Here is a 15,589-nt window from a genome sequence, read left to right on the forward strand (position 1 = left end):
ATCTATTGCCATTTAGAACTTATCGAGTAGGATAGGTGTCATTAATGTAAGCTTTTCATCAACTGGAAAAAACACGGAGAAAACTGATGAATTATAACGCTGAATCAACTGTTGTTCGTTCGCAGCAGTCTGCGGTTCAAACCAATAAACTTTTACGTAATACGTATAGTTTATTAGCCATGACACTATTATTTAGTGCCATGACTGCTGGAGTATCAATGGCTCTCAACCTGCCACATCCTGGCATCATCATTACTTTGGTTGGGTATTTTGGATTACTTTTCTTAACTACTAAACTTCGTAACAGTGCCTGGGGCATCGTATCTGTTTTTGCTCTGACAGGTTTTATGGGCTTAACGCTAGGTCCGATTGTCAATGCCTACTTAGGTTTACCTAACGGCCCACAAATTGTGATGCAAGCTCTTGGTGGTACAGGCATTATCTTTATCGCTTTATCGGCTTATGCTGTAAAAAGTGAAAAAGACTTCAGCTTTATGGGCGGCTTCTTATTCGTTGGTATTCTGGTTGCTTTTCTAGCCAGCTTAGCCGCGTTCTTTTTTGAAATGCCAGGTCTGTCCCTAGCTGTGTCAGCGATGTTTGTATTATTGATGGCGGGTCTGATTCTTTTCGAAACAAGCCAAATCGTTAATGGTGGTGAAACCAACTACATCATGGCGACCATCACACTGTATGTCAGTATCTACAACTTGTTTGTCAGCTTGCTGCAATTAATTGGTGCCTTCTCTGGCGATGACTAATTGAACTATCTGGTTCATTTACTTTCTAATAAACCCCGCACTGCGGGGTTTATTTTTATGGTGGAATGGTGAAGAAAAATCTGGCTAATTGGGATCGTTGGTGTCGAATTATTATCGGCACAGTTATAATAGCCTACGCCATCTATGACAGTAATTGGTGGTGGCTGTTGGGAGTTGGTTTATTAATAAACGCATTCACTGGTCGTTGTCTTGCTTACGGGGTGTTTGGATTATCTACATGTCAAACATCATGTCAGGTCGATAAAGAGAGCAAAAAGAGTAAATAAACAGCATGGCTAAATTACCCACACAATTGATTGATCGCTTTGGACGTAAGGTGACGTATGTGCGTATGTCTATTACGGACAGATGTGATTTTCGTTGTGTCTATTGCATGGATGAAGAAATGACATTCATGCCTCGCCAACAATTACTTACCCTGGAAGAAATCGTTTTTCTGCTGCGTGCTTTCTGTGAACTCGGCGTGGAGAAAGTGCGTATCACGGGGGGAGAGCCTTTGGTAAGACGTGATGTCGATTGGCTCTTTAATGAACTAGGTCAGCTTAAGGGCTCGACCTCGCTGAAAGAGCTGACATTAACCACCAACGGCTCCAAGCTGGAAAAGTATGCTCAGACCTTAGCCGATTCGGGCTTAGATCGTATCAATATCAGTCTGGACTCTTTAAATGCTGAAAAATTTAAGGCATTAACAAGAACTGGTGATCTGGACACGGTTCTGACGGGCATCGCCGCAGCAAAAAAAGCTAACTTTAAGCGTATTAAATTAAACGCTGTCATCATGAAAGGGCGCAATGAAGATGAAATCATTGATTTAGCCCAGTTTGCTATTGATAACGATCTGGATATTTCCTACATTGAAGAAATGCCTTTAGGCCATGTCTCGCATGCTCGTGAAGAAAGTTATTGTTCCAGCGATGAGGTATTAGCCACGTTAAAAACCGTATTCGATTTACAAGCCAGTATCGCTTCTACTGGCGGTCCATCACGTTATTATCAGGTAGCTGGCACGACAAGCAAAATTGGTTTTATCTCACCACACAGTCATAACTTCTGTGATAGCTGTAATCGTGTCAGGGTGACGACAGAAGGGCGTTTGTTATTATGTCTTGGCCAGGAGCACTCTATGGATTTACGTGATGTTATACGGCGTCATCCTGGGGATATGCAGCAGTTGAAACAGGCCATTGTGGATTCAATGGAGATTAAACCTAAAGGTCATGATTTTGATATCAAGGCTCAGCCAATTATTTTCCGTCATATGAGCGTTACGGGCGGCTAGTCTAAATCTTCAGATCGCTCTAGTTGTTTAGCTGAGTCCCACAGAGCATCTAACGCTTCGAGTGAAAAATCTTCAAACTGTTTACCCTGTGCTGTGACCGCTGTTTCTACATAATTAAATCGACGGTAAAACTTGTCATTACTGCTGGAAAGAGCATCTGCAGGATTAATGTCCAAATGTCTTGCCAGATTGCAGCAGGCAAATAAGATGTCGCCTAATTCAGCTAAAAGAACTGATTTGTCAGAATCTTGTTTGATCTCCTGATCTAGTTCATCAATTTCTTCGTGGATCTTATCCAGTACGCCTTGAGGGTCTGGCCAGTCAAACCCGACTTCAGAGGCTTTTTTTTGCATTTCTATTGCTAATTTAAAGACATCTTTCTGTGTTTTTTTAATCGAGCTAAGGATGAAGTCTTGGTCTGACATAACTATTAAGAGTCACGGGTAAATTTGATGATATTACGACGATCACGTTTACTGGGCCGACCTTTCTGTTGTCGGAAACCCAGCGGTTCGTTTTTTATTTGTTCCCGCAATAATTCGCGTTTATCACGGCTTTGAGGTGTTTCTTCATAAAGCTGTTCCGCTTCGGAAGCGGGGCGACGTTGCAGATTTAACCCCTGAATAATCACTTCAAATTCGTAGGGTGGTTTGGAAATGGTCAGCGTGTCTTCAATGCGAACTGTTCGACTGGGTTTAACACGTTGTCCATTGACGTGGACTTTACCGCCTGAAATGGCTTCAACAGCGAGACCACGCGTTTTATAAAAACGCGCGGCCCATAACCATTTATCTAATCGTTGAGATTCAGAACGAGCGTCCTGTTGTGCCATTAAGCCTTACCTTGCAGTTGCAACAAGATAGACTCATTTTCCAACGTGGATGTGTCTTGGGTGATTTCTTCACCTTTGGCAATGGTTCTTAGTAAACGACGCATGATTTTACCGGAGCGAGTCTTAGGTAAATTATCTGAGTAACGGATATCATCAGGTTTAGCGATAGGTCCAATTTGTTCACCCACCCAGTTACGCAGTTCTTTCGTTAGCTCTTCATCTTCGCCGCCTTCAGGGCGATCGCCTTTTAGTACAACATAGGCAAATACTGCTTCACCTTTCACATCATGTGGCCGACCAACGACAGCGGCTTCTGCTACGAGTGGATGAGCCACCAAAGCGGACTCAATTTCCATGGTACCCAGTCGATGACCAGATACATTCAACACGTCATCAATACGACCCATAATCCAGAAGAAGCCATTATCATCACGTCTGGCGCTATCACCGGCTAAATAATATTTACCGCCGAAATAAGGCCAGTAAGTGTCTTTATATCGTTGATCATCACCCCAGATAGTTTGAATCATCGAAGGCCAAGGCTTACGAATGACTAGATAACCACCTTGATTGGCTGTGGTAATTTCTTCGCCCTCATCATTGACGATAGCGGCATCAATCCCTGGAAGTGGACGAGTACAAGAGCCAGGTTTAGCATGAGTAACGCCTGGTACGGGGGCAATCATATGAGCGCCCGTCTCAGTTTGCCACCAGGTATCAACAATTGGGCAACGTCCTTGACCAATGACATTGTGATACCACATCCAGGCTTCAGGATTAATCGGCTCGCCGACGGTGCCTAATAGTCGTAACTTAGATAAGTCATAACTGTTTGGGATTTCATCTCCGACTTTCATTAATGCACGAATAGCCGTGGGAGCTGTATAGAAAATGGTGACGCCATGACGCTGACAGATATCCCAGAAACGGCCGGCATCAGGAACGGTTGGCACGCCTTCATAGATAACTTGTGTGGCACCTGTAGCAAGCGGGCCATAAGCCACATAAGTATGACCGGTAATCCAGCCGACATCAGCTGTACACCAGAAAACATCTGTTGCTTGAATATCAAAAACCCAACGCATGGTGGTAATGGCATTTAACAGATAACCACCACAACTATGCTGGATGCCTTTAGGCTTGCCAGTAGAACCTGAAGTGTAAAGAAGGAATAGTGGGTCGGCTGCGTCCATCCATTCTGGTTCACATTCTTCAGGCTGATCTGCTGTAGCATCAGACCACCAGATGTCTCTTCCTGATTGCATAGGAACGTCATGTTTAGTTCTTTGATAAACAATGACTTTATCGACACTTGGGCAGCCAGCTTCTAAAGCTTGATCAGCGGTTTTTTTCAATTCAACTGTTTTACCGCCACGAAAGCCACCATCAGCTGTGATGAGGAGTTTAGCTTGTGTATCTTCAATACGGTCTTTTAACGATGATGCTGAGAATCCGCCGAATACGACCGAGTGAATAGCACCGATACGAGCACAGGCTTGCATAGCGATTACAGCTTCAGTAATCATGGGCATATAGATAACGACACGATCACCTTTACCAATATCTTGTGTTTTCAATGCATTGGCAAAGATGCTGACACGACGGTGAAGTTCGCGATAGCTAATATGTTCTACATCGCCTTTTTCACCTTCAAAAATGACGGCTGTTTTATCCGCATTTTTTTCAAGTTGACGATCCAGACAGTTATAAGAGACGTTGAGCTTGCCATCCGGAAACCAGCGGTAATGCGGGGCATTAGTATCGTCTAGAGTTTGGGTGAAAGGCTGTTTCCAATCGATTTCCTGGCGCGCTATCTCAGCCCAAAATGCTTCGTGATCTTGTTCCGCTTTTTTGTATAACGCATCGAGTTGTTCAGAGAGTAATGATGCCGTTTTCAGAAAGGCTTCACTTGGTGGAAATTGACGGTCTTCATGTAAGGTTGATTCGATATTATCTTGAGCCATATGCGACACCTTTGTAATTATTTTTTAGCTAAATTAACACAATACAGTGATTATGAATGTGTGTTAAGCAGACATAAAAAACTCTCCCTCAATTTGTATTGAGGGAGAGTTTTGGGAGTGAACAGGCTTCTAGAAGAAACCGAGTGGGCTAGTGCTATAGCTAACCAACAAGTTTTTAGTTTGTTGATAATGTTCCAGCACCATTTTGTGGGTTTCCCGGCCAACCCCCGATTTTTTGTAACCACCAAAAGCAGCATGAGCCGGATAGTGATGATAACAGTTGGTCCATACGCGACCGGCCTGAATGCCTCGACCCATACGGTAAGCCAGATTCATGTCACGGGTCCAGACTCCGGCGCCAAGACCAAACTCGGTGTCATTGGCGATTTCCAGCGCTTCGGCTTCATCCTTGAAGGTAGTAACTGAAACGACGGGGCCAAAGATTTCTTCCTGGAAGATCCGCATCTTGTTGTGGCCCTTCATCAGGGTCGGTTGAATGTAGTAGCCGTTATCGAACTCGGGTCCCAGTTGCTCAACCGCGCCACCCATCAGAATTTCCGCACCTTCCTGTTTGCCAATTTCGACATAACTCATGATTTTGTCGAATTGCATCTGGGAAGCCTGGGCGCCGACTTGAACGTCGGTATCAAGCGGGTTGCCACGTTTGATTTTCTGGGCTCGGTCAATGACGATCTTGATAAAGTCGTCATAGATGCTTTCCTGAATAATGGCACGTGATGGGCAGGTGCAGACTTCACCCTGGTTGAAGAAGGCCAGTACCATGCCTTCTGCACATTTATTAATGTAGTCTTCTTCCTGCTGCATGATGTCTTCGAAGAAGATATTCGGTGATTTACCACCCAGTTCGGTTGTGGAAGGAATGATATTTTCGGCAGCACGTTTCATGATGTGCGAACCGACAGGGGTTGAACCGGTAAAGGCGATTTTGGCAATACGAGGACTGGAAGCCAGTGCCTCACCAGCCACGCGGCCCATACCATTGACGATGTTGAGTACACCTGGTGGGAGCAAGTCACCAATGACTTCCATCAGTTTCAGGATGGAAACAGGTGTGGATTCTGCCGGTTTCATGACCACGCAGTTACCAGCAGCAAGCGCTGGAGCCAGTTTCCATGCCGCCATCAGTAGCGGGAAGTTCCAGGGAATGATTTGGCCTACAACGCCCAAAGGTTCATGGAAGTGATAGGCGACGGTGTCTTCGTCGATTTCTCCCAGAGTACCTTCCTGTGCACGGATACAGCCAGCAAAATAACGGAAGTGGTCTGCAGCGAGTGGGATATCGGCATTTAATGTTTCACGAACGGCTTTACCGTTATCCCAGGTTTCAGCCACGGCAAGCATTTCAAGATTTTCTTCAATGCGATCGGCAATTTTTAACAGAATATTAGAACGTTGTTGAACAGACGTTTTACCCCAAGCATCTTTCGCCGCATGGGCAGCATCTAATGCCAAGTCAATATCTTCTGCAGTTGATTCTGGAATTTCACAAATCACTTCACCTGTTACAGGCGTGGTATTCGTGAAATATTGACCTTTCACTGGCGCAACCCATTTGCCACCAATGAAGTTTTCATAACGCGATTCAAAACTGACGACAGCGCCTTCAGTACCGGGTTTTGCATAGATCATAGTCTTTCTCTCTTTGCTTATGGTTATAGTCTGAACATAAAGATACAGGATAATTCCATGACTGGCAAGTGTGCTTGACTGAAAATCTCAATCACTTGACTGAGAGTCCAGAAGCATTCCAAAATTATTTTCTAATTTGGTATAAGATGTCTGAATGAAAATTGAGAAACTCTCGCTGGTAAAACGGCGTGAAAAACGACAATTATTGACTGAAAATAAAGTTCAGTTTGCTGGCCCTGAGTCAGAGCTGAGCATTTACGATACCTATCGTGCCGTAAGCCGAGTTGGGCTGGAAGCGCAGCAATTGCTCTACTGTGGCATGGTAAGTGGTCGAAAAGTCATGCATAGCCCGCATAAGAATGACGGTGAACTGTTTTTGCCGCATGAGTCTTATGTTGTTCCTCCAGGTGAAATTGTGGAAATTGATTTTCCGGATGCCAATGAAACCGATCCCACAACCTGTCTGACCATAGAGATATCAAAAGACAGAATTGAAAAACTGTCAGAGCGTATGCGAGATCTCATTGTGCTTGATGCTCCTAATCACGAGTGGGAATATCAGCCCAAAATCATTCATAAACATCACACGGGTGATACTCAGCATTTGCTGGAAAAAATGGTGGCTTTGTACACTCGCAATGATCCAGATAAAGAGATTATGTTGGATCTCAGTGTTACTGAGCTGGTGATTAGACTACTCAGGGAACAAGGGCGTGATGTCCTATTAAGTTATTGCCAGCAATCTCCCGATGCGACAGGTGTGACAGCAGCGATTCATTATTTGGAGCAGAATATTGCTCATCCTCTGGATGTGGATCAGTTATGTCGTAAGGCCTGTATGAGTCGGAGCCGACTGTATGTAGAGTTTAAAAAGCAATTGGGTTGTACGCCGGGTGAGTTTCAGCAGCAAATTCGTTTAAAAGCAGCAGCAGAAGCCATGCAGGCTGGTAAAAGTGTGACGGATGCTTGTTATAGTTTTGGTTTTAGTGATTTAAGTCACTTTAGTCGTCGCTTTACCGGTTTTTTTGGCTGTGCGCCAAGCGTTTATCGTCAGAAGTTCATCAATAAAAAGTAAAACGCCTATCTCAATTTATCATCGGCAAGTCATTATTCTGCTGTCATAATAGCTGTCTATCTTACTTTCAACCCGAGATTATTTTGCCTGCAATAGCCTCTCTTTACAGACTATTATTCATATTTATACTGATATTTTTTAGTTCAGTATCGCTCTCTGATCCTATTAAATTAACTGTAAAAATCAACGGTGTAGATGAAGCTTTGAGTAAGACCTTACTCAACGGCCTCTCAATTGAAAAACAAAAAGACAGTGATCGTTTAAATCAACGTTATCTGGAAAAACTGCATACCTCAGCAATTGAAGAGTTGCGCACAATGCTTACGGTATTTGGTTATTACCAGCCAGACATCAACGCTGAATTACATCATGACAAAGACAACTGGCAAGCCATTTATACCATTGCTCTTGGTGAGCCAGTCAAGCTATCTCTGGTTGATCTATCTTTTATAGGAGAGGCTGCTGAGGATCCAGAATTTATAAAACTCAAAAAGTCGTTTGCCTTAGAGCCAGGCCAGCAGCTTAATCACCAAAAATACGAAGCTGCAAAAAAATCGATATTAACGCTGGGTATCAGTCGAGGTTATTTTGATGGCAAATTGACACAATCAGAGGTTGAGGTCGATGTGCCAAAAAACATCGCCAACGTGTATCTTCATTATGATTCAGGTGTTCGATACCGCTTTGGTCAAACATTGTTTCCAGACACGGTAGTTGGTGAGCCATTACTGGAGAAGTTAGTCCCATATACCGAAGGTGAACCCTATCTGAATACAAAAGCATTAACGCTAAGAAAGAATCTTAGTGACAGTGGTTATTTTGATTCTGTTTCAGTAAAAACCAATCGTGCTGAGCGTGATGATGGTTCAGTGCCTATGGATATCAGCCTGGAAGAAAAACCTCGACAACTTTATACCGCGGGGTTGGGATACGGTACTGACACTGGTGCAAGATTAAGTCTTGGCTGGGAAAACCGTTACGTGAACAAGCGAGGACACCGGCTCGAAGCGAATGCCCGATTATCACAAGTCACCAACACAGTCAGTGCTGATTATGTCATGCCTTTCTGGAGTGAAACCATTAATACGGTGGGTGTGAATACTGAATTTAAACAGCAAGATACAGATACTAGTGAAAGTGAATCCTTCGCTGTTGGTGGCTATTACAAACGTGATAGGTGGGGTTGGGACGAGACAGGCTCTCTCAAAGTATTACAGGAAAATTTTGATATTTCTGATGAGAGTGAATCGACACTACTACTTATTCCAGGCATGTCTTGGAGTAGAACCTGGGCTGACAATACTATCTACACAAAACACGGGGCTCGTTTATCTTTGAGTCTGTCTGGCGCATCAGAAGCCGTATTATCAGATATTACATTCGGTCAGATCGTCGTCAGAGGTAAGTTCATTCAGTCGTTTGGTGAGAATAGCCGTTTTATTACACGAGGATCGGTTGGTGCGACTCAGGTGAGCGACTTTGACAGGCTGCCGAGTTCGTTGCGCTTTTTTACTGGTGGCGATAACAGTATTCGCGGTTTTGACTACCAATCTCTTGGGCCTGAAAACTCTGATGGTGACGTTGTGGGGGGACGCTATCTTGCGGTAGGTAGTGTGGAACTCGAACATATGTTTCTTAAAGACTGGGGCGGGGCTGTCTTTTCTGATTTTGGTAACGCTTTTAATAGTTTTAGTGATCCAATTGAATACAGCGTTGGTGTCGGTGTTCGCTGGCGTTCACCTGTCGGTTTAATTCGTGTTGATTTAGCAAAGGGACTCTCAGATAAGGATGAGCCCATTGCATTACACATCGTTATTGGCCCGGATTTATAAACATGCGTAAGCCTATTCTTATTGGTGTTATTGTTATTTTTGTGGCCATTATTCTCAGTATGGGGTGGCTTTTGACGACTCAGTCAGGTCTGAAAGCATCACTCAATATCGTTCAAACATTTGTGCCGGCGCTGAATGTAAAAGAAGCTAATGGCCAATTATTCGGCAAGTTGTCTTTATCTGATGTTCGTTATCAACCAGAGCAGGGAACCGCCGTTCAGATTAAGAGTGTGGTATTGCAATGGCAGCCATCAGCTTTATTAAAACGCCAGTTATTCATTCAACAAGTGGCTGTGGATGGTGTGATCTTGAGCACATCAGAACAAAGCCAGGAGACGGAACAGTCTAGTTCTGAGTTCACACTGCCGGATATCCATTTACCTTTGAGCATTAAGCTGGAAACGCTTAGTGTTAAAAATGTCACTGTTGCTCAAACTGAAGCAAGCAATACGTTGTTGGAAGATGTCCAGCTTGAGCTTGAAACCATAGCAGATGATGTCATTATCAAAAAACTATACATCGAACGCGAAGATGGACAGCTAGAGTTGAAAGGGCGTATAGGCTTAACAGCAGAACATGCGGTCGATTTGGCGTATCAGGCACAAATCTCGGATGTCTTAGCTGAAACTGTCATCATCGATGGCAATATAAACGGCAATCAACAACAACTGGTACTCACTCAGCATGTTCAGCAGCCCGTTAAATCCGAGCAGAAACTGGTTGTTAATGACCTGACCTCTTCGTTGCACTGGATATTAACAGTCTCTGCCGATGTAGTTGATGTCAGTCAACTTGTGCCTGAGCAGCCATTAGAACTAAACAAGGTCAAGCTTCATGCTAAAGGCACGCTGTCTAGCATGACGAGCTCGCTGCAATTGACGGCGAAACAGCCGGAATTGCCAGCTATTGATCTAGCTATTCAAGCTAACACTGACGATATGGCTGACTGGGATATCGAGCTTACAGCGAGCCCTGATAACGAAAAAATCATTACCGTCGCAGGCAAGGTCAATACTAATACACCTGATATAGCCTTTGATCTTAAGGCGGTATGGCAACAACTTCAGTGGCCATTACAAGGCGACGATGTGTTGATAAAAAGTGAGCAAGGCGAAGTCATGCTAACCGGTTCATTAAAGCATTACGAAGCTACGCTGGATACGGTAACAAGTTACCAGAATGAGCCCGTGGCGATCACGGCAAAGCTGGAAGGCAATGATTCATCGCTTGAAATCGAACAACTCGAGATGCAAGGTCTGGGGGGAAATATCGATACGGCAGGTCATATTGACTGGTCATCAACCCCAATCACTTATGATCTTGAGGCCCATTGGCGTGATATCACCATACCTGACTCGCTTAGTGAATTAGCTATTGATATAAGGGAAGGTCGATTAAGTTTAGCAGGCAATACCAGCAGCATGACATTACGCTCAGAAACTGATTTATCGGTAAATGAGGTCGCCATGAAGGTAAAAGCCTCAGGTGATGGACAAACCGATATAGGGTTTGAGCAAAGTCAATTATATGTTGAGTTGGGGCAGGGTAAAGTTGAATATCAAGGCCGGTTAGCCTGGGTGGGTGAATCCTTAGTGAATGGTGAGCTGACATTAACACAGCTCAACCCTGGGATTATTGTGCCAGAATGGCCAGGTAACTTATCCGGTCAGGTACCGTTAAAAGTCAGCCAGAAAAATAAGCAACTAGCCGTCGAATTAGAGTCGCTGAGATTATCAGGCACACTGAGACAGAAACCGCTGGCGATTGAAGCCAAACTACGCACCCAAGCTGAAGATGTCTGGATTGATACCCTCAAAGCAAACTCAGGTGATTCACAGATGAGTTTAAATGGACAGCTTCAAAATGACATCCTGGATATTGACTGGACATTAAGCTCACCTGACCTACAAGATCTGTATCCTGGCTTGCAAGGACAACTGAGCGGTGAAGGCGAGTTAACAGGTAGTGTCGAACAACCACGTATTTTGGCGGAGATTAATGGCCAAGCCCTTGCCTTTGAAACAACAAAAGTAGAGACACTCTCAGGCAATATTGATGTCAGTCTGCAAACTAATGCCAATATCAATAGCCACATTCTTGTTACTGGACTGATGCTATCCGATCAACTCATTAACCGTCTTGAGCTTGCTGTGCAAGGAAAACAACAGTCTCACCAAATACAGCTTAATGTTGACTCAAACATGATCAATCTCGATTTAGCAGCAGACGGACAGCTGAACAAGGAAATATGGACAGGACAGTTCAGTCAATTCAGTTTTGGTAATGAACAGGCGGGTGTTTGGCAACTGAGAGAAAAAGGTGAGCTTCAACTCAGTGCGCAACAGCAAGATATTCCCCGTCACTGCTGGCAGTCTGAAAAAGGAAATCTCTGTTTGGCTGCAATACATTCTCAAGAACAGTGGCAAGTATCAGGCGAGTTTGCGGATTTACCTTTGACTTTGTTTGAGCCACTAGCCGTGGAACTTGAGCAGCTGCAAGGACAGTTAAAAGGCCGCTTTAACCTGGCAGCAGATAAGCACAATAATATGACGGGGGCAGGCAAAATTTCTCTAGAAAATGGTTCTGTTCAGCTTAATCAGTCAGACCTTCAACAAAAGCAAGCCGTTACGCTGAAAAATACCTTTATTGAGTATCAGTTAGATGAGACTCAGACCACAGCACAGCTGCACATTGAACCTCAAATAGAGGGTGTATCAGCCATCAATGCAGACATAGCAACAGCCAGTGCAGAGGCTTTAATGGCCGACCCAAACCAGGCAGCACTAAAAGGTAAGATCACTACCCATATCGCGGATATGTCAGCATTACAATTTTCACATCCGGCCATTGAAGGCTTGCAAGGCGAGCTGGATGTCAATATCGGTATTAGCGGAACCATAGAGCAACCAGAGATTGATGGTAAAGCGAAGTTGGCTAATGGACAGGTAAGCGTGGTGGATGCCGGAATTATTGTGAAAAATATCCAAGCGGATATAAACGGTAACCTTGACAAGGTTCAGATGACCTTAACGGCTGAATCCGGTGAAGGGCAGCTCAATGTCACAGGTGAATATGTGCTACAGAACTCAGGCTGGGCGCTGACTGCAAATGTATCAGGGTCACAGCTTGAAGTGATGAACACACCTGAAGCACTGGTTATTGCTGAGCCCGATATGACGATTACAGTGACTCCGGAAGCCACCAAAGTCACAGGGAAAGTATCGATTCCACGCGCCCAGATTGAACCGACTCGGTTTAACTCATCAGTGAGCCCCAGTACTGATGTGAAGGTCATTTCAGATACCCAAACGGAACAGGCGAGTTCCTCACAAACTCAGTTGGATATCACGGTCAGTCTTGGTGACAAAGTTCAGATCAAAGCTATGGGATTTCAGGGACGCTTGACTGGTAATTTGCAGGTGTCAGGTAACCCAAATGATGTCATGCTAGGTAATGGCCAGATAACGATTAAAGACGGAAGCTATATTGCCTATGGACAGTTGTTGAAAGTCGACAATGGCAAAATTCGTTTTTCTGGTCCTATTGATAATCCTGAGCTGGATATTAAAGCAGTACGAGAAACAAAAGAGGTGACTGCAGGCCTGTATATTGAAGGTAATGTGAGTGCACCTCAGGCAACGTTATTTTCTGATCCTGATATGAGTCAGGATGATATTTTATCTTATTTGATTTTAGGCAAACCGATTGAGCAAGCCAGCGCCACCGATGCGGCGCTATTGGCCTCAGCGGCGACAGGTATTGGCCTACAAAATGGGGCGATGATTGGTGACGATATTGCTAACACGTTTGGTCTGGATGAGTTTGCTATTACCGGTGATAGTAAAGAAAATGCAGCGCTGACGATTGGTAAATATTTATCACCAAAACTCTATCTAAGCTACGGGATTGGCGTGTTTGATTCAGTCAGTAGTGTGGAGCTTCGATATCAGCTAAGTAAAATCTGGGCGTTAAAAGCAGAATCGGGCACTGAAAGTGGTGTAGATTTACTTTATACCTATGAGCCATCTAATGATTAGAGGTTGAAACAGACGATACAAAAAAGCCCCGATATCGGGGCTTTTTTATGCGTATGAGGTCTTAAAGCATCAATCCTGATGCTTTGAAACAACGCCTTATAACAGACGAATCAGATGCGGTTCTTTTCTCTGATTTCGTCCAGAGTTTTACAATCGATGCATAGCGTTGCTGTTGGTCGAGCTTCTAAACGACGAATACCGATTTCAGTACCACATGACTCACAGAAACCGTAGTCACCTTTTTCTAAGTCCACCAGTGACTCATCAATCTTCTTGATTAATTTACGTTCACGGTCACGTGTGCGTAACTCAAGTGTGAATTCTTCTTCCTGTGTGGCGCGATCATTTGGATCGGGGAAGTTGGCCGCTTCATCTTGCATGTGATGAACGGTGCGGTCGACCTCAGCACGAAGCTGTGCTCTCCAGTTTTCTAAAATCTGACGAAAGTGCTCAACTTGAGCATCGTTCATATACTCTTCGCCTGCTTCCTCCTGGTAAGGAGTAATCTTAGTGTCGACTTGAGTGTTTTCCATCTTGAAACCTCATACTTTCTAAAACCAAGGGCGAATCTATACCAGAAGCGCCCAGCTTGTGCAAAATTAAAATTAACGTCGATGAACGGGTGTGGTGATAATTGATTATTTAACAATAAAAAACCATCACTTTTTCTCTTCGTCTCGACATCAGTCTGATTAAAAACCAGAGAGCATGGCACCGAAACGCGCACCTGTCTATCTTTTTCAACAGTAGATTAGTACGCCTATGTATGGGCATTGGCAAGCCTTTTCAATAGCTGCTGTTAAACCAGCTGAATTTGCTAAACTAGCCGCCAATTATTTCACCTTAAAACTCAAACGGATACGGCATGACCAAAAAAGTCGCCAGTCGCGCAAACGCAATTTCTCCCTTCCACGTTATGGATATTTTGTCTCAGGCTAAACAGCTGGAAGCGGCAGGACAGAACATCATTCATATGGAAGTGGGTGAGCCCGACTTTGACACACCTCAACCGATTATCGAAGCCGGCATGCATGCATTAAAGCAAGGTAAGACGCATTACACCCCAGCATGTGGTTTGCCTGAATTAAGAGAAGCAATTGCCGATTGGTATGAACAGCAGTATGAGGTAAAGGTCAATGCTGAGCGAATTATTGTCACACCAGGCGCATCAGGCGCATTACTTTTGGTAATGGGAGCGTTACTCGAGAAACAGAAGCAGGTGTTGTTGGCGGATCCCGGTTATCCCTGCAATAAACACTTTGCCAGATTTGTTGAAGGACGCGTCACTAGTATTCCGGTTGATGCGAATAACCAATACCAACTCACCGCTCAGCATATTGAGCAATATTGGGATGATAATACCGCGATGGCTTTAGTCGCTTCACCATCTAATCCAACAGGCACGGTGTTAACCCAACCAGACCTCAAGGAGTTAGCTGCTGCTGTCGCCAGCAAATCAGGGCATCTCGTCGTTGATGAGATTTATCATGGCCTTACCTATGATGGCTTTCACGCGCCCACGGCCTTATCGGTGAGTGATCAAGTGTTTGTCGTCAACAGCTTTTCGAAATTCTTTGGTATGACGGGGTGGCGTTTGGGCTGGTTAGTGGTGCCGGAAGGCTATACCGAGGTGATGGATAAATTAGCCCAAAACCTGTTTCTTGCGCCAATGACTATGTCGCAATATGCTGCACTGGCGGCGTTTCAGCCTAATACTTTAGCGATATTAGAACAACGTCGCCAAGCCTTTGAGCGCCGCCGAAATACCTTGCTGCCATTATTGAAAGATATTGGCTTTTCCATTCCCATCACACCTCAAGGTGCTTTTTATCTTTATGCAGATTGTTCAGTACTGCTAAATGAGCAGATACCCGATAGTATGGCTTTATCCCGGTACCTGCTAAATCAAGCCGGTGTCGCTATCACACCAGGTTTGGATTTTGGTCATCATCAAGCTGAGTCACATTGTCGTTTTGCCTATACAAGAGATGAGTCATTGCTGATAGACGCCGCAGAACGTATCCAACGTGTGATGATTGGATAAATCAAATAAGGCTTGTTTAGCAAACGCTAATATGGAATAGTCAAATGAGAGTCTGACATCGTCGACTCTATATTCATTACCAATCGGATGGGCAGGC

12 protein-coding genes are annotated in these 15,589 nt (G+C 44.4%); 7 read left to right on the forward strand and 5 right to left on the reverse strand.

All coding sequences use genetic code 11. From position 1 onward, the window contains the following. Positions 1–86 precede the first annotated feature (86 nt). From QQL60_RS03985 to moaA, 3 genes are all read left to right on the forward strand, one after another. Positions 87–758, forward strand: coding sequence for a Bax inhibitor-1/YccA family protein (locus QQL60_RS03985; RefSeq protein WP_007145375.1), 672 nt, complete (start codon positions 87–89; stop codon positions 756–758). Between the two features lie 65 nt (positions 759–823). Further along, positions 824–1,045: a YgaP family membrane protein gene (locus QQL60_RS15275; RefSeq protein ID WP_083821493.1), complete on the forward strand. Its 222-nt coding sequence runs from the start codon at positions 824–826 to the stop codon at positions 1,043–1,045. 5 nt (positions 1,046–1,050) lie between these two features. Continuing rightward, on the forward strand, positions 1,051–2,058 hold the full coding sequence (gene moaA, locus QQL60_RS03990; RefSeq protein WP_284722486.1) for a GTP 3',8-cyclase MoaA: 1,008 nt from the start codon (positions 1,051–1,053) through the stop codon (positions 2,056–2,058). On the opposite strand, the gene QQL60_RS03995 is transcribed toward moaA, so the two are convergent. The 4 genes from QQL60_RS03995 to exaC form a co-directional block, all read right to left on the reverse strand. Continuing rightward, positions 2,055–2,411, reverse strand: a complete 357-nt coding sequence (locus tag QQL60_RS03995) for a MazG nucleotide pyrophosphohydrolase domain-containing protein (RefSeq protein WP_284722487.1) — start codon at positions 2,409–2,411, stop codon at positions 2,055–2,057. The genes moaA and QQL60_RS03995 overlap by 4 nt on opposite strands. 77 nt (positions 2,412–2,488) lie before the next feature. Beyond that, complete coding sequence (locus QQL60_RS04000) at positions 2,489–2,890, reverse strand: RNA-binding S4 domain-containing protein (protein WP_284451995.1); 402 nt, start codon at positions 2,888–2,890, stop codon at positions 2,489–2,491. Next, on the reverse strand, positions 2,890–4,854 hold the full coding sequence (acs, locus tag QQL60_RS04005; protein ID WP_284722488.1) for an acetate--CoA ligase: 1,965 nt from the start codon (positions 4,852–4,854) through the stop codon (positions 2,890–2,892). The genes QQL60_RS04000 and acs overlap by 1 nt, the downstream gene beginning before the upstream one ends. A gap of 129 nt (positions 4,855–4,983) precedes the next feature. Continuing rightward, positions 4,984–6,504: an acetaldehyde dehydrogenase ExaC gene (gene exaC, locus QQL60_RS04010; RefSeq protein ID WP_284722489.1), complete on the reverse strand. Its 1,521-nt coding sequence runs from the start codon at positions 6,502–6,504 to the stop codon at positions 4,984–4,986. Positions 6,505–6,658: 154 nt separating this feature from the next. On the opposite strand from exaC, the gene QQL60_RS04015 reads away from it, so the two are divergent. From QQL60_RS04015 to QQL60_RS04025, 3 genes are all read left to right on the forward strand, one after another. Continuing rightward, positions 6,659–7,579 carry a helix-turn-helix domain-containing protein gene (locus QQL60_RS04015; protein WP_284722490.1) on the forward strand — a complete coding sequence of 307 codons (921 nt, stop codon included), beginning with the start codon at positions 6,659–6,661 and terminating at the stop codon, positions 7,577–7,579. A gap of 83 nt (positions 7,580–7,662) precedes the next feature. Further along, positions 7,663–9,411, forward strand: a complete 1,749-nt coding sequence (locus QQL60_RS04020) for an autotransporter assembly complex protein TamA (RefSeq protein WP_284722491.1) — start codon at positions 7,663–7,665, stop codon at positions 9,409–9,411. A gap of 2 nt (positions 9,412–9,413) precedes the next feature. Further along, positions 9,414–13,448, forward strand: a complete 4,035-nt coding sequence (locus QQL60_RS04025; protein ID WP_284722492.1) for a translocation/assembly module TamB domain-containing protein — start codon at positions 9,414–9,416, stop codon at positions 13,446–13,448. Positions 13,449–13,558: 110 nt separating this feature from the next. On the opposite strand, the gene dksA is transcribed toward QQL60_RS04025, so the two are convergent. Continuing rightward, complete coding sequence (gene dksA / locus QQL60_RS04030; protein WP_284722493.1) at positions 13,559–13,981, reverse strand: RNA polymerase-binding protein DksA; 423 nt, start codon at positions 13,979–13,981, stop codon at positions 13,559–13,561. A 332-nt stretch (positions 13,982–14,313) separates the two neighbouring features. On the opposite strand from dksA, the gene QQL60_RS04035 reads away from it, so the two are divergent. Continuing rightward, positions 14,314–15,492, forward strand: coding sequence for a pyridoxal phosphate-dependent aminotransferase (locus QQL60_RS04035; RefSeq protein WP_284722494.1), 1,179 nt, complete (start codon positions 14,314–14,316; stop codon positions 15,490–15,492). Positions 15,493–15,589: the final 97 nt, after the last annotated feature.

The sequence above is a fragment of the Methylophaga thalassica genome, assembly GCF_030159795.1.
GTDB lineage: Bacteria > Pseudomonadota > Gammaproteobacteria > Nitrosococcales > Methylophagaceae > Methylophaga > Methylophaga thalassica.